At 47.4% G+C, this 22,885-nt stretch carries 15 protein-coding genes; 8 read left to right on the top strand and 7 right to left on the bottom strand.

Annotation, left to right across the window (positions count from 1 at the left end):
* Nucleotides 1–120: 120 nt before the first annotated feature.
* Entirely contained in the window at nt 121–1,182 is a 1,062-nt protein-coding gene (gene sohB / locus EXY25_RS04535) for a protease SohB (RefSeq protein ID WP_130565865.1), read from the top strand.
* 72 nt (nt 1,183–1,254) lie between these two features.
* Here sohB and EXY25_RS04530 read toward each other — a convergent pair whose 3' ends face one another.
* Nucleotides 1,255–2,553, bottom strand: coding sequence for a dicarboxylate/amino acid:cation symporter (locus EXY25_RS04530; RefSeq protein ID WP_130565864.1), 1,299 nt, complete (start codon nt 2,551–2,553; stop codon nt 1,255–1,257).
* 190 nt (nt 2,554–2,743) lie between these two features.
* On the opposite strand from EXY25_RS04530, the gene EXY25_RS04525 reads away from it, so the two are divergent.
* The gene (locus EXY25_RS04525; RefSeq protein WP_130565863.1) at nt 2,744–5,023 is read left to right on the top strand and encodes an Ig-like domain-containing protein; all 2,280 of its coding nucleotides are present in this window, start codon (nt 2,744–2,746) and stop codon (nt 5,021–5,023) included.
* Between the two features lie 75 nt (nt 5,024–5,098).
* Here EXY25_RS04525 and astB read toward each other — a convergent pair whose 3' ends face one another.
* The gene (astB, locus tag EXY25_RS04520; RefSeq protein WP_130565862.1) at nt 5,099–6,436 is read right to left on the bottom strand and encodes an N-succinylarginine dihydrolase; all 1,338 of its coding nucleotides are present in this window, start codon (nt 6,434–6,436) and stop codon (nt 5,099–5,101) included.
* A gap of 201 nt (nt 6,437–6,637) precedes the next feature.
* On the opposite strand from astB, the gene topA reads away from it, so the two are divergent.
* Entirely contained in the window at nt 6,638–9,277 is a 2,640-nt protein-coding gene (topA, locus tag EXY25_RS04515) for a type I DNA topoisomerase (protein WP_130565861.1), read from the top strand.
* A 112-nt stretch (nt 9,278–9,389) separates the two neighbouring features.
* Here topA and EXY25_RS04510 read toward each other — a convergent pair whose 3' ends face one another.
* From EXY25_RS04510 to EXY25_RS04500, 3 genes are read right to left on the bottom strand one after another with little or no spacing between them, the layout of a single operon-like run.
* Nucleotides 9,390–10,157: a DNA repair protein gene (locus tag EXY25_RS04510; RefSeq protein ID WP_130565860.1), complete on the bottom strand. Its 768-nt coding sequence runs from the start codon at nt 10,155–10,157 to the stop codon at nt 9,390–9,392.
* Nucleotides 10,158–10,217: 60 nt separating this feature from the next.
* Nucleotides 10,218–10,916, bottom strand: a complete 699-nt coding sequence (locus EXY25_RS04505; protein WP_130565859.1) for a sensor histidine kinase — start codon at nt 10,914–10,916, stop codon at nt 10,218–10,220.
* Nucleotides 10,913–12,511: a tetratricopeptide repeat-containing response regulator gene (locus EXY25_RS04500; RefSeq protein WP_130565858.1), complete on the bottom strand. Its 1,599-nt coding sequence runs from the start codon at nt 12,509–12,511 to the stop codon at nt 10,913–10,915. Before EXY25_RS04500 ends, EXY25_RS04505 begins: the two co-directional genes overlap by 4 nt.
* Nucleotides 12,512–12,686: 175 nt before the next feature.
* On the opposite strand from EXY25_RS04500, the gene cysB reads away from it, so the two are divergent.
* The gene (cysB, locus tag EXY25_RS04495; protein ID WP_114337995.1) at nt 12,687–13,661 is read left to right on the top strand and encodes an HTH-type transcriptional regulator CysB; all 975 of its coding nucleotides are present in this window, start codon (nt 12,687–12,689) and stop codon (nt 13,659–13,661) included.
* 13 nt (nt 13,662–13,674) lie between these two features.
* On the opposite strand, the gene EXY25_RS04490 is transcribed toward cysB, so the two are convergent.
* Entirely contained in the window at nt 13,675–14,238 is a 564-nt protein-coding gene (locus EXY25_RS04490; RefSeq protein ID WP_130565857.1) for a CoA pyrophosphatase, read from the bottom strand.
* Nucleotides 14,239–15,639 carry an aminodeoxychorismate synthase component I gene (gene pabB, locus EXY25_RS04485; protein WP_130565856.1) on the bottom strand — a complete coding sequence of 467 codons (1,401 nt, stop codon included), beginning with the start codon at nt 15,637–15,639 and terminating at the stop codon, nt 14,239–14,241. It lies immediately after the preceding gene.
* A gap of 189 nt (nt 15,640–15,828) precedes the next feature.
* On the opposite strand from pabB, the gene EXY25_RS04480 reads away from it, so the two are divergent.
* The 4 genes from EXY25_RS04480 to EXY25_RS04465 all read left to right on the top strand — a co-directional run bounded on the left by EXY25_RS04480 (nt 15,829) and on the right by EXY25_RS04465 (nt 22,817).
* Nucleotides 15,829–17,337 carry a fumarate hydratase gene (locus tag EXY25_RS04480; RefSeq protein WP_130565855.1) on the top strand — a complete coding sequence of 503 codons (1,509 nt, stop codon included), beginning with the start codon at nt 15,829–15,831 and terminating at the stop codon, nt 17,335–17,337.
* 179 nt (nt 17,338–17,516) lie between these two features.
* Nucleotides 17,517–18,608 carry an efflux RND transporter periplasmic adaptor subunit gene (locus EXY25_RS04475; RefSeq protein ID WP_130565854.1) on the top strand — a complete coding sequence of 364 codons (1,092 nt, stop codon included), beginning with the start codon at nt 17,517–17,519 and terminating at the stop codon, nt 18,606–18,608.
* Between the two features lie 19 nt (nt 18,609–18,627).
* Nucleotides 18,628–19,740 (top strand): efflux RND transporter periplasmic adaptor subunit, encoded by a 1,113-nt coding sequence (locus EXY25_RS04470; RefSeq protein ID WP_165419260.1) that lies wholly within the window; start codon nt 18,628–18,630, stop codon nt 19,738–19,740.
* Nucleotides 19,737–22,817, top strand: coding sequence for an efflux RND transporter permease subunit (locus EXY25_RS04465; protein ID WP_130565852.1), 3,081 nt, complete (start codon nt 19,737–19,739; stop codon nt 22,815–22,817). The genes EXY25_RS04470 and EXY25_RS04465 overlap by 4 nt, the downstream gene beginning before the upstream one ends.
* The last annotated feature ends 68 nt before the right edge of the window (nt 22,818–22,885 follow it).

Genomic DNA, 22,885 nt, shown 5'->3' with positions numbered 1-22,885 from the left:
TTACAATTGCAAAGGCCCGGCATTAGCCGGGCCTTTTTCTATTTGGTATCTTAGGCACAAATAAGCGATATTGAAGCACGATCCAATTCTCTGAGTTCAAATGTTTAGTTAAGGAAGTCGATGGAATTTTTATATGAGTATGGTCTTTTTCTGGCCAAGGCAGTGACGCTGGTAATAGCCATTGTTTTAACCGTTGTTGGAGTGGTTGCCGCAGCGGCGTCAGCGAAAGGTAAGGATAAAAAAGGTCACTTGGAAGTGACTGATTTGAGCGAGCAGATAAGTGAGCAGCTGACTCACCTGCAAGAGAAAGTACTCTCTAAGCCAGCCCAGAAACTATTGGAGAAAACCCACAAGGCTGAAGCCAAGGCGCAGCAAAAAGCGGTTAAAAAAGCCGAAAAAGAGGGTAAAGAAGATACCCATAAGCGCGTTTTTGTTATCGATTTTAAAGGCAGTATGGACGCACGTGAGGTCGATTCGTTACGTGAAGAGGTGAGTGCGGTCCTATCCATTGCCAATAAAGACACTGATGAGTTGTTGGTACGCTTGGAAAGCCCAGGCGGCATGGTGCATGGCTATGGTTTGGCGGCGTCACAACTGGCACGGGTTCGCACTGCCGGTTTACCTATGACAGTCGCTGTCGACAAGGTCGCGGCCAGCGGTGGCTATATGATGGCGTGTGTGGCTGATAAAATTCTTGCCGCTCCATTTTCGATTATTGGCTCTATCGGTGTTGTTGCGCAAATGCCTAACTTCAATAAGCTATTGAAGAAAAATGAGATTGAGTTTGAGCAACACACTGCTGGTGAGTTTAAACGAACGCTGACTATGTTCGGTGAAAATGATGACCACGCCCGTGAGAAGTTCAAGCAGGATTTAGAAGAGATCCACGAACGCTTTAAATCATTCATTGCTCAGTTTCGTCCTGCGCTGGATTTAGAGCAAGTTGCTACGGGTGAGCATTGGCTTGGCGGACAAGCGCTAGAGCTCGGACTGGTGGATGAGATAGGTACGTCTGACGATTACCTGTTAAACGCAGTTAACACGGCCGATAATCAAGTGTTTAAAGTACAATATGCAACGAAGAAGAAGCTGTCAGAGAAGTTAGCCAAAGGTGTTGCCCATGGTGTCGATGGTGTTTTGGCGCGATTTTATGATCGTCTAAATGCAGGCAAATTTAGCTAATATCTTTTGTTTAGAAAGAAGAAAGGCTGCCATCACAGGGCAGCCTTTTCGTTTTAACAACGAAGAAAGAGGTTAGCGTTCTAAATGCACCTCTTCTTCTGCCAAACCTGCTTCCGCAGCATGATAGCGTTCTAAATCCATCTGCTTTTCTGACTTTCCTACGACGCATGTAACCATACAGTCGCCAGTTACGTTGACTGCGGTGCGGGTCATGTCTAATAGCCTGTCGACACCAATGATTAATGCGATCCCTTCAACCGGCAGCCCAACCTGTTGTAACACCATCGCCAGCATAATCAAACCGACGCCGGGAACGCCCGCGGTACCAACAGAGGCGAGGGTGGCAGTTAATATCACCATGAGGTAGTCACCAAGCGTCAGATCCATACTAAACACCTGGGCAATGAATACTGTGGCCACCCCTTGCATGATCGCTGTGCCATCCATATTGATGGTAGCCCCCAGAGGTACAGTGAAGGATGCCACCTTATTGTTGACGCCTAGCTTACGAGTGACAGTCTCCAGTGTTACTGGAATTGTCGCGTTGCTAGAGCTGGTCGAGAAAGCGAAGAGCACGGCATCACGCATCTTTATTAGAAAAGTCACGGGACTAAGGCCTGAAAGTGCTTTGAGAAGAACAGGGTAGGTAATTAGGGCATGAATAAGCAGCGTACCGAACACCACGAGAAAATATTTCATTAAATTGGCTATCGTTGAGAAATCTTGCACGATAAATAGTTTAGCCATTAAGGCGTAAACGCCATACGGGGCTAAATTCATAAGAATGCTGACCAATTTCATAATGACCGCATTTAAATCTTCGAAAACATTAGCCAAACGTTGTCCGGCTGGACCAGCAATCGCCATTGAAATGCCAAAAAGCAGTGCAAAGACAATTATTTGCAACATATTTCCTTCGGCCATCGACTTAATTGGATTTGAAGGGAATAGATTTATAAACACTTCACTTAAGGTTGGTGCTGCTTTTGCGTCAAAGGTTGCACCGCTGGTGAGGTTTACGCCTTCGCCCGGTGAGATAAGCAAAGCGATACCAATCGCGAGGCTGATAGCGATAGCGGTTGTGACCAGATAAAGGCTAATGGACTTGAAGCCTAGACGCCCCAATGTCGAAGCATCACTTAGGGAACAAGTGCCGCATACTAGAGAGACAAAAACGAGAGGGACAACCAACATTTTTAAACTGGCAACAAAGATCTTGCCAATTACATCGAATAGACCATTGGTGAAATAATGGTCAACAAAAGTGCTTTCGGGAAAAATATTGCGTAATAAAACGCCAGTTAATATTCCCAAAAACATGCCAATAAGAATTTTCGTGGTGAGGCTATATTTCACGGTTTGATTAAGCATAAATATCTATGAGTCTGGTTTTGATCACAAAAATTAGACTAACAGCTACTTAATGCCGATTAAACCACGTTTTCTGTTAATCACATGTTGCTCACATGTTTGCCTAGCCCTAACATAGGCGAAATTGAGATTGTTGTATTTTGCAGTATGTCTATCCAAAAAGAGATGGATAGCTTCTAGGGAGACAAAGATGAGAACGATGGCCCGCAAGAGCTGGTGGATATTGCTAGGCTCGCTATTCCTAGCCGCATGTGGCGGCGGTGATTCGCTTGATGGGAACGCAGACCCCGATAACCCAGTTGATCCAGTAGATTCTGTTATTACTGTAGAGTTGAGTTTTTGGGATTGCCCAGATCCAAATGCCAATTCGATTGAGGGGTGTACAGCAACTGATTCTCTCAGCATTGGCAGCCCTGTGGTTATCTATGTGCAGATAACAAATGACAGTGAAACTGGAACTGTTGATCGTCAATTGGTGAGCGTCAGTTCGGACAAAGGTGTACTTAGCCCTGAAGACGGCCAGGTGCTGACTAATAGTGATGGTGAAGCCTTCGTTCGTTTGCTTGCAGGTGCCGATTCTGGCCTAGCAACAGTAAGCGCTGAGTATGCTAACGAAACAGATACTGCCTTTGTAGAGATTGGTAGTGCAGTTGTGGCATTGTCGGTTTCTACTACATTGGGCCCTGACGAAGAGTTGGCGGATGGAGCTACCCTAGCTGTAACGGCTGAAGTTACAAGTGATGGCGAACCGTATGAAGAGCCTGTGACTGTGACCTTTTCGTCTGCCTGTGTGAACCTAGATCAAGCTGTGATTGATGAAGAAGTAACCTCTGTGGGCGGTACCGCAACATCCACCTACCGTACGCTTGGCTGTCAGGCGCAGGACACTATTTCAGCCAATGTAACAGTAGGTGCTAACACTGCGACCGACACTGTTACAATTCAAATTGCTGAGGCATCACCTGCGGGCGTTGAGTATTTTGGCGCTGATCCTGATTACATCAACTTGCAGGGTTCAGGGGGCACGACAGTCTCTGAAGTGACGTTTGTCGTTACTGATGAAACTGGCTCACCTCTGCAAGGAGTTGATGTTGATTTTGAGCTCTTTACCTCTGCCGGTGGCACTAATATTCCAACCGAAAAGCAATCCGCGCGCTCTGACGCTGAAGGGAAAGTCCGTACATCGGTAGTTGCGGGTACAATTCCAGGTTCTGCTCGTGTTCAGGCCACTTTAACTACAGATTCAGGAGTGGTCTTTACTACCGTCTCAGGATTGTTGAGTGTCGGTAGTGGCTTCCCGACTATCGATAGCTTTTCTTTAAGCTTCTCAGAGTTTAACCCACTATCCTGGAATACCGATGGCGTTGAGGTTGACGTTACTATTCGGGCTGCAGATCACTTTGGTAACCCCGTTCCTGATGGCTTTGCCGTTTCATTTGTGACTGAAGGTGGTGCGATTGAACCCCGTTGCCAAACGACAAATGGCGCCTGCTCTGTAAAATGGGTGAGTCAGAATTTCCGTCCTATTGATGGCCGCGTAAATGTGATGGCCTTTGCCCAGGGGGAGGAGAGTTTCACTGATACCAATGGTGACGGTCTGTTCAGTGGCGAAAGTGAATTCTTTATCGATGTGAATGGTAACGGTATTGAAGATGCTGCCGACTATGTGCCATATCTCGACTTGCCAGAAGCCTTCGTTGATGCTAACGAAGATGGTAGTCGTGGAGATGCTGAAGAGTTTATCGATTACAACGGCGACCTTGTCTATCAAATTGCCAATGGTCAGTTTAATGGCCAGCTTTGTAACGGTGTTGACTGTACAACCACATTATTGGATGTATTCCGTCAAGGTACTATTCAAATGGCAGGACGTGGCGAACCGGTATTGTATGCGTGCGGCTTTATGCGCAACGAGAGTGGCCAATTGTTAAGCAATGATCCTGATGATGCCATGTACCCCATTACCGATGACTATTCCAAGGCTATTCGTGATGAAATGTGCACCTTCGCTAACAGGGAAGTGATTCGATATACCAGAGATGTTGATGGTAACCTACAAGTAGACCCTAACGGTACAATTCTATCTGATACCGCATCCGCTCAATTTGGCGTCGCAGATCTCTGTATATTCGAAGGGTTTGCTCTGTATGAAAATGTTGATGGTGTAGAGCCGGGTTATATGGGCACACCAATGGCGTTTGGTACAACAGTAAATTACAAAGCGAATGATCCTGTAGAGTTGGTTGGTGGAGCAAGTGACCCACAACCAAATACAAATCAAGTCGTATATGCTCAGGGGCATGTGGTTGTGCCTGAGCGCTCACTGGATGGGGATCCGGATACTGAGACTAATTTCGGTTGCCCTAGCTCAGCAACGTTCGACTTTGGTTATAAGAGCGTTGGTACTGTCGAAGTGACAGCTACCTACAGTGACGGCTCAAATTACACATGGGTAGTGGACGTAAATTAAACCACGTACTTCGCTAATTTGAAAAAGGCGCCTGATGGCGCCTTTTTTATTAATGTCTTTTATATGGTGAACTAGTTATCGCTGAAACTGATAAACACTCCCGAGCTGCAGGTGTTGAGTCAGTGCATCCAGTGCTTCCCGGCTCTCAATAAGAAGTTGAGGATCGGCTAAGTCAGGAAATGACAGTTCGTCTCGATAATACTTATCTGCCCATTCATTAAGCTGTGCGAACAGTGTGTCACTCATCAAGCACTGCTGGTTTACTGCGGCTAACTCTTGTTCGCTTAAAGCAACTCTGAGCCTTAAACAAGCTGGTCCGCCACCATTTTGCATGCTTTGTTTCACGTCGAAGTAATGGACCTGCTTAATAGGTGTGCCACGAGTAACTAACTCGCTTAAGTAAGCGTGCACAGCTGGGTGTTCTTGACATTCGGTAGGGGCAATAATTGCCATGTCACCGTTAGCTTGGGTGATGATCTGAGTATTGAATAGATAGCTTTTGATGGCTTCTTGTACAGAAACTTCGCTCGTTTTCACTTCTATCAAATAAAGCGATGAGTCTCCGAACTTTCTTTTTATCTCTTCGATAACGAGGCTTGAATTGGCAAACGCTTGTTCATGGTAAAACAGCACGTTACCGTTACCAACGGCAATCACATCATTATGGAATACACCTTGATCAATGACGTCGGGGTTTTGTTGAATGAAAAGTGCATTGTTTTCATTTAGGCCATGTAAGCGCGCCACTGCCTGACACGCTTCCAAGGTATGGCGTGCTGGAAATTTACTCGGTGCTGGTTGACTAAGATCTGTGGCGTGCTTACCAAATACAAATAATTCTATTCCTGCTGTTCCATAATCACTACACAATCGTGTATGGTTTGCCGCACCCTCGTCACCAAATAGATCGTTGTCTGGTAGGTGTTGGTGGTGGGCAAAGTGCTGCTCAGAGTCGAAGATGCGTTGCAAAATACGCCCTGTTGTCGCCGGCTCTAGTGAGCGGTGGAACTTGTTCGCTAAGTTGGCAGGCGTAAAATGTACGCGTTTATCTGCTGTGTCTGCACTGGGTGAGACTGTGGCTGCATTAGCTGTCCACATGCTGGAGGCAGAGCAGCATGCCATCAGTAATGCTGGCGCTTGTTTCGCGGCTTGTTGGATCACCTGAGCATCACTGCCTGAGAAACCTAAGCGACGAAGGGTATAGACGTCAGGACGCTCCTGAGGCGCAAGAACGCCTTGTGTCATCCCCATATCATGCAAGGCCTTCATTTTGCTTAGACCTTGCTTGACCGCGGCTCTGGGGTTAGAAACTGCTGCGGCATTGTTGAGTGAAGCGACGTTGCCAACGGAAAGCCCCGCATAGTTGTGGGTTGGCCCAACAAGGCCATCAAAATTAGCTTCTACGTATTTCATTAAGGCTCCGGAGTTATGGGGCTGTGTTTTTATTGTTTTTTGAACTACCGCCCGATTATAGTGAAAACATCGCGGTAAACCTATGGTGACCCGATCGACAATATGACCTATTTATGTCGATTGATGTTGACAGAAATGCATCTGACGGGTTAACCCTCTATATATAGAAGTCCAATGGTGGACGATTGATGACAGGAAAGTATGTCTAAATCACTGGTAATTGTAGAGTCTCCAGCCAAGGCGAAGACTATTAATAAGTATCTGGGAAACGAATTTGTCGTTAAGTCCAGTGTCGGTCATGTACGCGATTTGCCCACAGGCAGCAAAGGGCGCGCGCCCGCGGAAAGGCAGTCAACAAAAGGTTTGTCTGCGGAAGAGAAGGCGGAGTTAAAGAAAAAGAAAGATTATAAAGCCTTAGTGACGCGGATGGGTATCGACCCGAAAAAATCCTGGGAGGCGCACTATGAAGTGCTGCCGGGTAAAGAGAAGGTCGTCAACGAGTTACGCAAGATCGCCAACTCTGCTGACACTATCTATCTGGCGACGGATTTGGATAGAGAAGGGGAAGCGATTGCTTGGCATTTGCAGCAGATTATTGGTGGCGAGCCTGAGCGATATCGTCGTGTCGTGTTCAATGAAATCACTAAGAATGCGATCCAAGAGGCTTTCTCAAAACCTGGTGAGTTAAATGTTGATCGTGTTAACGCCCAGCAAACCAGGCGTTTTCTTGACCGCGTTGTTGGTTTTATGGTGTCGCCGTTGCTGTGGAAGAAGATTTCACGGGGACTATCCGCTGGGCGAGTGCAATCTGTTGCCGTACGTTTGGTGGTCGAGCGTGAGCGCGAAATTAAAGCCTTCGTTCCAGATGAATACTGGAATATTCATGCCAATACTCTGACGAAAGCCGGAGCACAGCTTCAGCTTGAAGCGGCCAAATATAATGGCAGTAAATTAGTTTTAGCCGATAAAAAGGCCACTGACGCCGCATTGGCTGCGTTGAAGCCCGCTGATTTTGTCGTTTCGGAACGAGAAGATAAGCCGACAACCAGCCGTCCGTCAGCGCCGTTTATCACCTCGACTCTGCAGCAGGCGGCTAGCACGCGCTTGGGCTTTGGTGTGAAAAAGACCATGACTATGGCGCAGCGCCTTTACGAAGCGGGTTACATCACCTACATGCGAACGGACTCGACCAATTTGAGTCAAGAAGCGGTGGCTGCGGCGAGGGAGTTTATTTCCGAACAGTACGGTGAGAGTTACTTACCGGGCAAAGCGCTGGCGTATGGTAGCAAAGAAGGGGCTCAGGAAGCGCACGAAGCGATACGGCCTTCTGAAGTCACTCGCGTTGCCGATAGCCTTGGTGATATGGAACGTGATGCCGTTCGCCTGTATGAGTTGATTTGGCGTCAGTTTGTTGCGTGTCAAATGGTACCTGCGAAGTATGACGCTTCCACTATTCGTGTTACTGCAGCGGGCTACGAGCTTACCGCAAAGGGACGTACGCTGCGTTTTGATGGTTGGACTCGGGTTCAGCCACCAGCTGGTAAGAAAGAGGATGTGGTACTGCCCAGCGTTGCTGTTGGCGATATGTTGGCGTTGCAGTCTTTGGATCCGAGCCAACACTTTACTAAGCCTCCGGCGCGCTTCAGCGAAGCATCTTTAGTAAAAGAACTGGAAAAAAGAGGGATCGGTAGGCCGTCAACCTATGCATCGATTATCTCGACGATCCAAGATCGTGGCTATGTACGTGTTGATAAGCGCCGTTTCTATGCCGAGAAGATGGGCGAGATCGTTAATGACCGGCTGGTTGAGAATTTCTCTGACCTGCTTAATTTCAGCTTTACGGCTGAGATGGAGGATAGGCTGGATGAGATCGCTTCAGGCCAACAAGGCTGGAAGGAAGTACTGGATCAGTTTTATGCTGAATTTAAAGAACAATTAGATAAAGCCGAGTTGCCCCCGGAAGAGGGCGGGATGCGCCGTAACGAGATGGTGCTGACAGAGATTGAGTGCCCAACATGTTCTCGGAAGATGGGGATAAGAACGGCATCCACGGGAGTGTTTCTAGGCTGTGAAGGTTATAACCTGCCGCCAAAAGAGCGCTGTACTACGACGTTGAATTTGGTGCCCGGTGATGAGGCGGTTGCCATAGACGCCGATGATGAAGCGGAAGCGCAAGCGCTCGTTGCCAGAAGGCGTTGTGGCAAATGTGGCACGTCGATGGATAGTTATTTGCTTGATGAGCAGCGAAAGTTGCACATTTGCGGCAATGCGCCAACCTGCGATGGTTTTGATGTTGAAATAGGCCAGTTTAAGATTAAGGGCTACGATGGTCCGGTCTTAGAGTGTGATAAGTGCGGATCCGAAATGCAGCTGAAGTCTGGCCGATTTGGTAAGTACTTTGGTTGTACTAACAGTGAATGTAAGAACACTCGTAAGCTGCTTAAATCAGGAGAGGCGGCGCCGCCGAAAGAAGACCCTGTGCAACTGCCTGAGCTCAAATGCGAAAAGTCTGATGCACATTTTGTACTTAGAGATGGGGCTGCAGGAATATTTTTAGCTGCCAGCACATTCCCTAAATCCCGCGAGACTAGAGCGCCATTTGTTGATGAGCTACGTCGTTTCCGTAGCCGTATTTCGCCGAAGTTCCATTATTTGGCTGATGCGCCGGCAACCGATGATAAAGGGAATCGTTCGTTGGTACGCTTTAGCCGTAAGACGAAGACTCAGTATGTTACCAGTGAAGTAAACGGTAAACAGACGGGTTGGATGGCTGTGTACGAAGATGGTAAATGGCGTGAGCAAACCAAAGCGCCAGCAGCGAGAAAGAAGAAATCTTCGTAACGGGACGAGGGGCTTCGGATGCCCCCGTTCGCATCTCTAGATATTTAGATAATAAAAAAGCGGGCTGATTAAGCCCGCTTTTTTATGTTCATTTCTTAGTTTTGCCGGAGGGTTACCACTTTTTCTTCGGCTGGAACAACACGTCGAGATCGTCTTTCTCTTGTTCTTGACGCTTTGATATTTGCTGGTCACTCTCTTTCTTAACCGAGTTAGCAATATCTTCAGATAGTCTGTCGACCTCAAGAATCTTCTCCCTGATATATTCATCGGGGTTTGTCTGGTTATGCAGCAGCCTTTCAGCCTTATCCAGAAGCTCGCGTGCGGAGCCAAATTGGCGGAGTGCTCGAGCAGCAAGCGCTCTCTTAAGTGCATTCTCGACACTTATTTTTAGTTGGATACGGTCGAGGAACTTTTCCTCTTTGGTAAAGGTTGAAGGATCTATACGCCCTTTGTTGTGCTCTGAACGCAACACCAAACGTAACTTTTTGATCCCCTGAACAAACTGAACAGCGACTTTCTCGCTGTCTGGGTAGTTAAATGAAGCTTCATCAGGCTCAGTAAATTCTTTATTTATCTGCGCTATTAATGACTCTAACGCACGCATCCGCTTGTTTATCTCAATACTTTCAGAAGAGACCTCTAGTAAAGCGTTTAACGCCTCAATATTGCGTTTGTAAAGCATCAAAGTGACATTTTTGGTCATAGGCAGCTTAGATGCGTAGCTGAGCAACTCTTCCGTTTCGTCGATAATTGCTCTTTGTCGGGCTAATTCGGCACGTCTCTCAGCTTCTACTTTCTCTTTGTGCTGCTGAATCACGTTAACGCCGATCACCAGCAACAGCAGGATACCTATCAAAACTATAACGATGGTAAAGGTCATGATTAAGCCCGATTTAATTGTATGGGTACTAGCCCGGTTACTTTAACGAAATTCAAGAGATTAGGGTAGCTTCAAGGTGAAAACACTGCCGTCCGAATCGCTTTTATTCTTTAGTTCTATGTTACCACACAGATCGCCCCGTTTATGTGCGGCAGCAATCAGTCGTGCGAAGAAGAGGCCTAACCCCGTTCGCCCAGTTTGAATATTGAAATTGTCTTGAATAGGCTGGTTTAAGGTTAGCATCTCATCTGGATAACCTCCTCCATTATCAACGATTTGCATCACAAGGTAGCCATTTTCTTCCTGTGCTTTGATTTCAATTCTGTTCTTTGTGTAGCGCATCGCGTTGACGAGGACGTCATTGAGCAAGGATCCAATCAGATCCTGATCGAGATACCAGGCGAGATCTGACTCGATATCAAGTTCCACATCAATTTTGCGGGAGCTGATATAGAGTTGATTTCTGGATATTAGTTCTTCGACCAGATCTTCAATAAAAAACTCTTCGATATGCAGAGGTAACTGTTGTTGATCAGCGCGGTACAAGGCGAGCAGGTGGAGCAGATCACCGTTAAGTCGGGACGCTTCATAATGCAAGTTGGCAAGCTCAGGCCCATATTTGGGGTTTTCCTCAGTGATCTGCATCGCTAAAGTATCTAAGGATTGGATGAGCATGCACAGGCTGTTCTTCATGTCATGAACACTGGTCGCTAGCACTGATGCAAAATCAATGCTCGGTTTGTTTGCTGTGGTACTCATTCGCTCTCTCTTAAATTGGCGTAGCGTTGGATAAGCTGCTGCACTTTACCTGCTCTCGCATCGCTATCGGGCAGCCTTCTGCTTAAAGCTAAACAGCTTTTGCAGGTCAGCTTTTCGTTTCTTGTAAGTGTGGCGGTTTCTGCATGTTTCAGCAGTGCTTGCGCTAAATTAATCGCAATAGTAATGCTATTGGGGTGCTGTTGATGAGCGGTGTTGAAAAACCGAATAGCTTCTTTGAAGTTACCTTTTTTATACGCCTTCAATGCTAAGACATTGTCGGTGCACTTTTCTTCCGTTGAGTTTGCCACGATGTTTATTTGCGTCGCTATAGCTTCCTGCATTTCGGTTTCTTTTAGTTGTTCGCACACATCACTGATCTGCGTGAGAAAGGAAGTTTCTTGGATGCAGTTGAGTGATGGTAATAGCTCTTTTTTTAACCGCTGAAAGCTCTCTTTAGCCGCAGCGTACTTCTCTTCGAGAAGCGCGGCTTGGGTACGGGCAAGCGCGATGGACCAGAGCATAAGCATTGATGAGGGGTATAGCTTCTGGTCTTCTTTGAGCGCAGTCTGGAGTTCGGCTGCTACTTTCTTTTTGTTTAAGCCACTGCTTGTTTGGATTTTTTTGAGTAACACCTGTTGTCGTTGGATAAAGTCATCAGGGGTTTTCAATGCGGATGTTTTAGCCAATTTTGTGAGCAACCTGAAGTAACGTAACTCTCCATCAAGGTCACTGTTCTTTTGTGCAAGTCTGATAGCGTTACGCAACCGGCACAGGCTTCTGGGGCTGAGGTGGATAGCCTGCTGCAGTGCGGCTTGTGCGTCGCTCAGATCGCCACTCATCTCTAATGCTCGCGCTTTCAAATCCCAAGCTTGCACTGCGAGTGGGTTGGCTTCTAAAAGTGGATCTAGAGAGGTTAGGGCTTCTTCTGCTTTATTTTCTGCTAAGTCACATTCGACCAAGCCAAGCTGTGCCCAAAGCAGTGGCCGAGTCTCTACAGCAGCATTAAAAATATGTCGGGCTTCAGTCCATTTATGCTGAGCAACATAGATCTCTGTGAGATATCTAAGGCTGGTGGCTCTGGCTTTTGGCTCTGTTTGAATCAAGCGATTTGCTAATTGTTCAGCGAGGGGGTAGTTCTTCTCATCTAATGCTTTGAGCAGCGGCGAGAGTAGCTGTTTTTTTGCTAGCAGCCTATCGATACGTGTATGTAAGGTCGTTTTGGTAAATGGTTTTGTAAGGTAATCGTCTGGACGACACTCTAGTGCCCCCATCACCATATGCAGTGAATTCTCGGCCGATGCCATCAGATAAAGCGTATCTCGCCGTAATATCCCTAACTGGCTAAGTTCTTCCAACAGTTGCTGACCATCTTTGCCATCGCCTAGGTTGAAATCAGATATCACGACGTCGTGACGATGCTCACTGTAGAGCTCAAAGGCGTCTTCAGCGTTACTGGCTAAGTCAATCTGCTTAGCACCAAACTCTTCCAGCATCTTCTTGACGGTCATGCGGAACTCAGAAAAGTCATCGATGACCAAGAATCGTCTTTTCGAATAACGTTGGAAGTGTGCTGTCATTGAGTTGGCGTTTGCCAACGGCGGTACTCCCTTGAATGTTTAGCTAAAGGATTGGTCAAACTGACGTGATCGTAAAGTCAAATGAGCAGTATTTGAGGGAGAGATAACGGTTTTTTATTAAATTTCACTGTCATAGCGGCGTTTATGACATAGAATTTTAAATCATGATGGCAACAACCATGTTTGGCGGGCAATGAAACTACAGCAATTGCGTTATATCGTAGAAGTGGTTAACCACAACCTGAACGTTTCAGCGACGGCAGAGAGTTTATATACCTCTCAGCCAGGCATTAGCAAACAGGTACGAATGCTCGAGGATGAGTTGGGTATTCAAATTTTTGGCCGCAGTGGCAAGCACCTCACTCACGTGACACCTGCTGGGCAAGAGGTGATGAACATTGCCACCAGCATATTATCGAAAGTTGAAAGTATCAAAGCGGTCGCCCAAGAGCACACTCAACCGGATCAGGGGGTGCTTAATATCGCCACCACCCATACTCAGGCTCGATATGCCTTACCTAAGGTGATCAAAGGCTTTATGGATCGTTACCCTAAAGTGTCGTTGCACATGCATCAGGGAACGCCAAGCCAAATTAGCGAGGCCGCAGCCAAAGGGGAGGCGGATTTTGCTATTGCGACGGAAGCGTTGCACTTATATCACGATCTTGTGATGTTGCCTTGCTACCATTGGACGCGAAGTTTGGTCGTACGACCTGATCACCCTTTAGCGCAGTGCAAAGAGTTGACCATAGACGAACTCGCTAAGTATCCGTTAGTGACGTACGTGTTTGGATTTACCGGACGCTCTGAATTAGACACGGCCTTCAATCAGGCAGGGATCTCCCCTCGGATCGTATTTACCGCGACAGATGCGGACGTAATTAAAACATACGTACGGTTAGGGCTAGGGGTCGGCGTTATTGCGACCATGGCGGTTGATGAAAATGATGATAAAGACTTAGTCGCTTTGGATGCCAGCCATTTATTTGAGCGCAGCACTACTATGATTGGGTTTAGAAAGGGGACTTTCCTGCGTACCTATATGTACGACTTTATCGAGCGCTTTGCACCGCATCTAACCCGAGATGTTGTTGAACACGCGATGTTGATGCGAAATGTTGAAGAGGTTGAACGGCTATTCTCCAATTCAGAATTACCTGTTCTTTAAAAGGGGCGCTCCGTTAGGTCGGTGCATTTAGTTGCTTGATTAGGTCCACTAGGATGTGGGCCGTCATCCCCCAAATCAGTCCGTTTGACGAGTAGCTGCCGAATATCTCTAGTTGCTCATTGTTTATTGCGACTGTCTCCCCATGGAAAGCGTGTGGTTGAAGAATTTCCGATACCGGTAAGGAAAACAGTTCTGCTACTTCAATTGGATCGGGTGAAAATTGGTCGTGACTCAGCATGCCTAGAAAGGGTTGAACGAAAAATCCAGTGCGGGTAATACGTGATGGTAAGACACCCAGAACCTTGATAGTCGATGCTGATATTCCTAACTCCTCTTCTGTTTCACGTAACGCCGTCGCCATTAAATCTGCATCACCGGGCTCCCGTTTGCCGCCGGGAAAGCAAATTTGATTTGGATGATGAGGTATATCATCGGGCCGTCGGGTAAATACGATCTGCAATTGGCCATCAACCAATTGTAAAGGAACGAGAACCGCCGCTTCGATTTCACCGTTGTAGCTCTGTGAGGGCGGCGGCGGATGGAGTAAAAAACGGTTGAGTAGTGCTTCGAGTTTCATCTATGTGTCGTCAGCCTGAGAGGGAGACTTTGTCTCGCTAAGAATGGGTAGGATCTTAGCCAGCTTATCTAGAGTTTCTTGATACTCCTCATCACAATGAGAGTCTGCGACTAAGCCCCCGCCACCCCAACAGTACATCGTCTGTTTTTCACCGATGAGTGTACGAATAGCGATATTGGTATCCATACGTCCGCATGCACTTAAATAGCCAATGGCACCGCAGTATGCACTGCGCCTATGAGGCTCAAGCTGTTCAATTATCTCCATGGCGCGCACTTTGGGGGCGCCGGTAATTGAGCCTCCAGGGAAGGCGCCTTTGAGCAGATCGTAACAGTCAGCGTGATCAGCAAGTTCAGCTTCTATGGTACTAACAAGGTGGTGTACTGCAGGGAAACTTTCGACAGCAAAAAGGCTCGGCACGCGAACACTACCGGCGGTGGCCACCTTACTCAAGTCATTACGTAATAGGTCAACGATCATCAGGTTTTCTGCCTGATCTTTTTCCGCAGTTAGTAGGTCATTCACTGCTGCTTCATCTTCTGCGTCGCACAACTTACGGCGACGAGTACCCTTAATGGGCTTCGTTTGAATACGGCCATTATCGAGTAGCAGCAGGCGTTCAGGTGATAAACTGATTATCACTGTGTCAGGTAGTTTAATGTACGCTGAAAAGGGGGCGTTATTTGCTCTGTGTAATTTTTTAAATGCTTGCCATTCACTGCCTTGATAGTGCGCGTGCAGGCGCTGGGCGAGGTTGATTTGATAGCAATCCCCGCTACGTAGAAATGACTGCACCTGATGGAATTTCTCAGCATATGACTCGGGCGTCATATTAGAGTGCCAGTCGCTGATCAATGAAAATGGTTGCAGTTCAGTGGCTGCCTGGTTCGAAGATAAGTAAAGCTCTTTTGCTTCCTCGAGACCCGCTGCCGACCATGCAAACGCTGTTACTTTGCCGCTTTTTTTGTGGCGAATCAGCCCTTTGTCATATAAGCCCAAAGCAAGATCCGGCAGCGAAATATCATCGATTGCGGTGTTCGGGAGCTTTTCGATGTAGCGACCCAAGTCGTAACTAAAGTAGCCTAGCCAACCGCCACAAAATGGCAGATCACAGGATGGTAGCTCGGGCATAAATTCCTGTTGTAAGCAGCGCATCGCTTCAAATGGCTCTGCCGGACACGGGATATTGGCGCCTGCATTACTGGTTGCCTGACTACTGCCATTCTTGGCGATGAGTACGAGTCTGGGTGAGAACACGGCGATGTCGTATTGGGCATCTGTGTGGGATGAAGTGCCAGAATCAAGCAGCATCGACCATGGACGCTCAGCAATTGTTGAGAATACTTGCAGTAAACTATCGGCTTCGCCGGTAAAGTGATGAAGATGCAACAAATTATTCACTCTGGATCTGTTAAAACGTGCGCTAAACGGGGTAGTTTGGTGTCGCTACCGAGAGTATCATATCTTCAGAACCCCGTTATATTTGGCTGGATAATACCCTTGTCTAGCCGCGTAAAGAATCGATAGCCATAAAAATATAAAAGCGGCAATGTTGGAATGTGACCGCCAAACCTGCGAGGTAGCATACAAATGACTCTGATCCGGCAACAAGATTTTATCCAAAGTATCGAAGATTCCCTGCAGTTTATCTCCTATTACCACCCTCTAGATTTTGTGCAGGCAATGGAGAAGGCCTATCACGCTGAACAGAGTCAGGCGGCGAAAGATGCTATTGCGCAGATATTAATAAATTCCAGAATGGCAGCTGAAGGGCATCGGCCTATTTGTCAGGATACCGGTATCGTCACTTGTTTTGTCAAAATTGGCATGAAGGTGCAATTTGAAGGTGATATGACGGTTCAGGAGCTGGTTGACGAAGGTGTACGCCGTGCTTATAGCAACCCTGACAATCCGTTGCGTGCTTCTATTGTTAGTAACCCCGTCGGCAAACGTACAAACACCAAAGACAATACACCGGCAGTTGTGCATGTCGAAATGGTTAAGGGTGACAAAGTTGAAATCATGATCGCGGCCAAAGGTGGCGGTTCAGAAAACAAGTCGAAGTTTGTCATGCTCAACCCAAATGATTCAATCGCTGACTGGGTGATTAAGACGCTACCGAGTATGGGAGCCGGCTGGTGTCCCCCTGGCATGTTGGGCCTAGGTATTGGCGGTACTGCAGAAAAAGCAGCTGTGTTAGCGAAAGAGTCACTGATGGATCCGGTGGATATCCATGAGCTCCAAGCTCGAGGTGCAGAAAACGAAGAAGAAGCGTTACGTCTGGAGATCTTCGAAAAAGCGAATAAGTTAGGCATCGGAGCGCAGGGGCTTGGCGGGGTTACCACCGTCTTAGATGTGAAGATTAAGACTGCACCGACTCATGCCGCAAGCTTACCTGTGGCGATGATCCCGAACTGCGCTGCCACTCGTCACGCCCATTTCACCCTTGATGGCACAGGCCCTGCCAACTTAACACCGCCAGCGCTTAGCGATTGGCCTGACATTACCTGGGAGGTGGGTGATGAAGTGCGCCGAGTGGATGTTGACACTGTGACGGCTGAAGATGTGCAGAGTTGGCGTACGGGTGAGACTGTGTTGCTGTCAGGTAAGATCCTGACAGGGCGTGATGCAGCCCATAAACGACTCAAGGATATGCTCGATCGTGGAGAGTCATTGCCGGATGGGGTGGATTTCAATAACCGCTTTATCTATTACGTGGGGCCGGTCGATGCGGTGGGCTCTGAGGTTGTTGGGCCAGCAGGTCCGACGACGGCAACACGAATGGACAAATATACGGATCTCATGTTGGGTGAAACGGGCTTACTAGGCATGATCGGTAAAGCAGAGCGTGGCCCTGCAACGGTAGAGTCAATTAAGCAACATAAAGCGGTTTATTTAATGGCCGTGGGTGGCGCGGCCTATTTAGTAGCAAAAGCGATTAAGAAATCTCGCGTTGTTGCTTTTGAAGAGTTGGGTATGGAAGCCATCTATGAGTTTGAGGTGGAAGATATGCCAGTGACAGTGGCTGTTGATTCCACTGGGACTTCCGCTCATGTAACAGGCCCTGCAGAGTGGAAAGTTAAACTCCAGGATGTTTAATCATCAGTGGGCGTTGGTTTTTTGAACCTATTGTTCGCAAACGCGGCAATCGCTGCGTTTTGTGGCTTTTTATTGCACTTTTGTAAGCGTTAATAGTCGTATTTAATCAAAGGATTGACTAGTCTGAAGCATAGTCAATTCTTTGTTCTGTCATGTGTTGAACCACGGTAGGTAATTATATGGTGTTCCTAAGTTGGAAACGTGTTGCTGCAATGTTCATAAGTATTTGCAGCGTGCTCTTTGGCACTGTACACGCTGAAGAAACGGTTTCTGCCCACGCAGATGTTGTTCATCCGATTAAAGTATTTAGATTAACTTCACCAGGGGAAAGAAGTCTGCGGGTTTTTCAAGGGCAAACGGAAGCCAGTCAACGAACCTCTTTAGCATTCCGAGTCCCAGGTCAACTGATTGAGTTCCCCGCTTTGGCTGGTCAATCGGTTAAAAAGGGTGAACTGCTAGCGCGTTTAGATCCCATCGAATATAAATTAATTAAAGATAAGGCTGAAGCTAATTATCAACTTGCTTTGGTGGAGTTTAAACGTACGGAACGTTTAGTTAAGGATCAGCTGGTCAGTCAGCAGATGCATGATAAAAACAGAACGTTGTTAGCCCGGACAAAGGCAGCGCTTGAGCAAGCCCAAGCAAATGTAGGATATACCAGTTTGCGTGCGCCTTTTGATGGGATTGTTTCCCGTACGGCGGCGGAAAACTGGGACTATGTGATAGCTAAGCAACAAGTCCTCAATATTCAAGCGGATGGGATGACCGACGTGAAGATCCAAGTTCCACAAAATGTCGTGACTCAGTTATCGCGGGAATTTGTTTTAGATCTGAAGGCTCTCGTCCGTTTTGTTGCACAGCCCCAGTATAGCTATTTTGCTGCGGTTACTGAGGTTGATACAGAAGCTGATGCTAGCACTTTAAGTTATGAGGTGACTTTATCTTTACCGACGCCAACTGATTTTAATGTTTCTACTGGCATGACAGCTGAGGTTGAAATTGATATGTCACCTCTAGATCCACATGAATCTGAATACTATGTCTTACCGGTCACCGCGGTTGTGGGTGAAGGGGATAATCTTAAAGTGTGGCGTATAGCGCCTGAGACAATGACTGTTTCCGCTGTTGACGTCGAGGTCATCGGCCAGTCCGCCGCGGGTTTGAAGGTTAAAGGCCCGTTAACGAGCGGAGATATGTTGGCGCTGACCGGTACCCGTTTATTATCCGATGGTATGCGTGTTCAGGAATGGGTTCGCGAACGCGGGCTGTAAAGGAATGAGGATTAAAGCAATGAAATACATGACTTTTCAGCCGAAAGTTTTAGCGCATACCGTTTGCGTGCTATTGGCCACAGGTTTAATGGCCTGTACGCCTGCAGAGCAGGCGGTGAAGGCGCCGCAAAATGTTGAAGTGGTGCGTGTAAGTTCAGATATCGCCGGAACAGAGAGGGATTTTCCGGCGGTGATACAGGCGAATAACTTGAGTAACTTGTCATTTCGAGTTGAAGGTGAACTAAAGACCTTGCCCGTGACGTCTGGTATGAACGTCAAAAAAGGCGATCTGCTGGCGACATTGGATGCTGCAGATTATGAGCGCCAGGTAACCGACACTGAAGAAACGTACAAGTTAGCCAAGCTTAATTTTGAGCGGGCTCAGAAATTGATTAAAACGGGGGCCATTTCAGCGTCGGAAAGTGACAAGCTGGAAGCGGAATACCTGATTGCTAAGGCGAATCATGAGATCGCCAAGATTCATCTTGGCTTTACCCAGTTGCGGGCGCCGAAAGACGGCATTATTGGCAGAGTCATTGCCGATAACTTTGAGAATGTCAGAGTAGGAGAGGCGATCTTAACGCTACATGATGCAGAAACCTTGGAAGTGCAGGTCAACGTATCTGAGCAGCTATTGGCTCTGGCAAAACCGGATCGAGAGAGCCGGAAGGCGGCGTTTCAGGTGAGATTTGAGAGCTTACCTGGCAAGGTCTATACCGCAACCTCGTATGAGTTTGAAACAGAAAAAGATCCTCAGACTAAATCCTATTTAGCGAAGCTCTTAATGGATAATCCCGTTGATGTGCCAATTTTTCCAGGCATGAGTGCCGTGGTCACTGTCGACATGAGTGATATCGAACGGGATTCATTTCAGGGGATCAACCTACCTAGTTCAGCGGTTGTATTTCGCCCTGATAGTGACATCTATGGCAGAAATACATTTGTGTGGAAGCTGTCCGACGATGAGAAATCAGTGTCTATGCATGCGGTTGAAACGCGTAAGTTAGGAAGGACAGGAATTGAGTTGAAGAGTGGGGTCAAACCAGGGGACGTTATTGTGACATACGGACAGCAGCAGTTGTTTGAAGGCGCGCCGGTTAAAGTTGTTGCAGAGAAGGAGATCAAGGGATGACCATTGCTGAATATTCGATAAAAAATAAAGTAATCAGTTGGTTATTAACACTGATCTTTGCGTTAGGTGGATTTGGTGCCTATTTGGGTTTGGGTCAGCTTGAAGACCCCGAATACACAATTAAGGATGCGGTTATTGTCACCTCTTATCCTGGTGCTTCACCACAACAGGTAGAGGAAGAGGTTACTTATAAGTTAGAGATGGCTATCCAGCAGCTCTCTTATGTTAAGGAGATAACCTCGATTTCAACGGCTGGCTTATCGCAAATCACTGTAACGATGAAGAATAGGTATGGCAAAGAGGCATTGCCACAGATTTGGGATGAGCTGCGCCGAAAGGTTGGCGATGCCGCCCCGCAGTTACCACCGGGAGCCAGTGAGCCTTTAGTTAATGATGACTTCGGTGATGTTTATGGTGTGATGATTGCGTTTACCGGTGAAGGTTATAGCTATAAAGAGCTTAATGACTACGTTGATTTTGTGAAGCGAGAGGTTGAGGTCATTAATGGTGTCGGTAAAGTTAATTTAGCCGGTGTGCAAGACGAAGAGGTATTTGTTGAGATCTCTTACACCAAAATGTCTGCACTTGGGATCGCGCCAGATACAATTTTTGACCTGCTAAGTACTCAAAATATTGTCGCGCCAGCGGGATCGGTGAGTCATGAAGATGAGTACATCCGTATCTATTCTACCGGTGAGTTTACTAACGTCACAGAACTGGAGAATTTGATTATTGCTGGAGCCGGATCGGACAAGTTAGTTTATTTGCGCGATGTCGCTCGGGTGTACCGAGGCTATGAAGAGATCCCTACCAACATATACAACTTTCAGGGCCAACAAGCGATCAGCATGGGGATCTCATTTGCTTCAGGTGTCAACGTTGTTGATATCGGTAAAGCAGTGCGTGATCGTATGGCTGATCTGGAGTACACCAAGCCTCTTGGCATGGAATTGACCTACATCTATGACCAGCCAAGCAGTGTGGCCGTGTCTGTTAAAGGCTTTATCCTTAATTTGGTCGCTGCAGTTGTGATCGTAGTGGTGGTGCTGCTGTTCTTTATGGGCGTAAAGAGTGGCGTGCTTATCGGCTTGATCCTCGCGTTGACGGTTTTTGGCAGTTTTATTTTTATGAAGCAAATGGCCATTGATCTGCAACGTATCTCATTGGGCGCTCTGATTATTGCCCTGGGGATGCTAGTGGATAATGCTATTGTGGTGGTTGAAGGCATATTGATCGGTGTGCAGAAAGGGCGCACCAAGCTGCAGGCGGCTGTCGATATCGTTGAACAGACCAAGTGGCCATTACTAGGTGCTACCGTTATCGCGATTACCGCTTTTGCTCCTATTGGTCTGTCTGATGACTCTACCGGTGAATTTGCCGGCAGTTTGTTCTGGGTATTGATGATTTCACTCATGATGTCCTGGTTCACGGCGATTACCTTGACGCCATTTTTTGCCAATATGTTCTTTAAAGAAGCCGAACCGCAAGCTGAAGGTGAGGAAAGTAAGCCGCAAGAAGACCCTTACAAAGGCGCTGTGTTCGTCCTCTATAAAAAGGCGCTGGACGCCTGTATGCGCTTTAAGTGGTTCACGCTGGGGTTGATGGTTGCCCTGTTGGCTTTGTCTATTGTTGGTTTTGGTCACGTTCGGCAGGCTTTCTTCCCTCCTGCAACAACGCCTATTTTTCTTGTCGATGTCTGGCTACCTCAAGGCAGTGATATTCGTTACACGCACGATGTTGTGAGTGAAATGGAAGGCTGGATCATGGAGCAGCCAGAGGTAAAACAAGTCACCTCCACGACAGGCCAAGGTGCCCAGCGTTTCATGCTGACCTACGAGCCAGAAAAAAGTTACTCGGCATATGCTCAGATATTGATCAACACCAATAGCTCAGAAGAGATGCATCCAATGATGTCTCGTTTGCGTGATGAGTTCGCCGTTACCTATCCTCAGGCATTGATTAAGCTAAGAAATTTGGAGATCGGGCCATCCCCGGCCGGTAAAATTGAAGCTCGTTTTACAGGCGCAGATCCTGCGGTACTCCGAGAGTTAGGAGAGCAGGCGAAGCAGATTTTACGCAATGATCCTGTGGCCACTAATATTCGCGACGACTGGCGTCAACGCTCAAAACTTATTCGTCCTGCGTTCGATGAGTCGTTAGCGCGCCGCGCCGGAGTTAGCCGCAGCGACCTGGATAACACGCTTAATATGAGTTTCTCAGGTCGAAATGTGGGCTTGTATCGTGATGGTACGGATATGTTGCCCATTGTCGTGCGTTTGCCTGATGAAGAGCGGGTCGACATTACTAGTTATGAGTCACTGCAGATTTGGAGTCCTACGCTGCAGCAGTATATTCCAATCCAGCAGGTGGCTCCTCAGTATCAACTGATGTGGGAAGACCCGATCATTCAGCGTCGTGATCGTAAGCGTACATTAACTGTGATTGCCGATCATGATCTGTTAGGTGGAGAGACGGCGGCTCAGGTATTTGAGCGGGTTAAGGGGCCCATTGAAGCGATAGAGTTACCACGTGGATACTACCTGGAGTGGGGTGGCGAATATGAAGCATCAGGAGATGCATCATCGGCACTGTTCGGTTCGCTGCCGATGGGCTTCTTGAGTATGTTCCTGATCACCGTCTTCTTGTTTAATTCCTTCAAGAAACCTCTGGTGATCTGGTGCTGTGTGCCGTTGGCGATGATTGGTATTACCTTTGGCTTGCTGGTGTTGGATGCGGCATTTGGTTTTATGGCTCTGCTTGGTGCGCTAAGTTTGGTGGGCATGCTATTGAAGAACGGTATTGTACTGCTTGATCAAATTAACCTTGAGTTGGAGAGTGGTACCGAACCATACGAAGCGATATTTATGTCGGGTGTCAGCCGTGTACGCCCTGTGGCCATGGCTGCTATTACGACGATATTAGGTATGCTGCCTTTACTTGGTGATGCATTCTTCGTTGATATGGCGGTGACCATTATGTTTGGTTTAGGTTTTGCTACGGTGCTGACGCTGTTGGTTGTGCCTGTCATCTTTATGGTCTTCCATGGCATCAAATACCGTCCGTTGAGCGAACTGTAATCAGTTAATTGTGTGACGTTAGGAAGCCCGGCTAAAGCCGGGCTTTTTTATTGGCATTTTGCCCACTG

It is taken from the genome of Corallincola spongiicola (genome assembly GCF_004284785.1).
Taxonomy (GTDB): Bacteria; Pseudomonadota; Gammaproteobacteria; order Enterobacterales; family Neiellaceae; genus Corallincola; species Corallincola holothuriorum.
Note: the sequence above shows the minus strand (reverse complement) of the source record. Positions and strands in the feature narration are given on the sequence as shown.

Coding starts and splice junctions, on each gene's coding strand:
- topA (WP_130565861.1), top strand. CDS start 6,638: ATGTCTAAATCACTGGTAATTGTAGAGTCTCCAGCCAAGGCGAAGACT.
- EXY25_RS04480 (WP_130565855.1), top strand. CDS start 15,829: ATGACTCTGATCCGGCAACAAGATTTTATCCAAAGTATCGAAGATTCC.
- EXY25_RS04475 (WP_130565854.1), top strand. CDS start 17,517: ATGGTGTTCCTAAGTTGGAAACGTGTTGCTGCAATGTTCATAAGTATT.
- EXY25_RS04530 (WP_130565864.1), bottom strand. CDS start 2,553: ATGCTTAATCAAACCGTGAAATATAGCCTCACCACGAAAATTCTTATT.
- EXY25_RS04505 (WP_130565859.1), bottom strand. CDS start 10,916: ATGAGTACCACAGCAAACAAACCGAGCATTGATTTTGCATCAGTGCTA.
- EXY25_RS04510 (WP_130565860.1), bottom strand. CDS start 10,157: ATGACCTTTACCATCGTTATAGTTTTGATAGGTATCCTGCTGTTGCTG.
- EXY25_RS04525 (WP_130565863.1), top strand. CDS start 2,744: ATGAGAACGATGGCCCGCAAGAGCTGGTGGATATTGCTAGGCTCGCTA.
- EXY25_RS04465 (WP_130565852.1), top strand. CDS start 19,737: ATGACCATTGCTGAATATTCGATAAAAAATAAAGTAATCAGTTGGTTA.
- EXY25_RS04490 (WP_130565857.1), bottom strand. CDS start 14,238: ATGAAACTCGAAGCACTACTCAACCGTTTTTTACTCCATCCGCCGCCG.
- astB (WP_130565862.1), bottom strand. CDS start 6,436: ATGAAATACGTAGAAGCTAATTTTGATGGCCTTGTTGGGCCAACCCAC.
- EXY25_RS04470 (WP_165419260.1), top strand. CDS start 18,628: ATGAAATACATGACTTTTCAGCCGAAAGTTTTAGCGCATACCGTTTGC.
- sohB (WP_130565865.1), top strand. CDS start 121: ATGGAATTTTTATATGAGTATGGTCTTTTTCTGGCCAAGGCAGTGACG.
- cysB (WP_114337995.1), top strand. CDS start 12,687: ATGAAACTACAGCAATTGCGTTATATCGTAGAAGTGGTTAACCACAAC.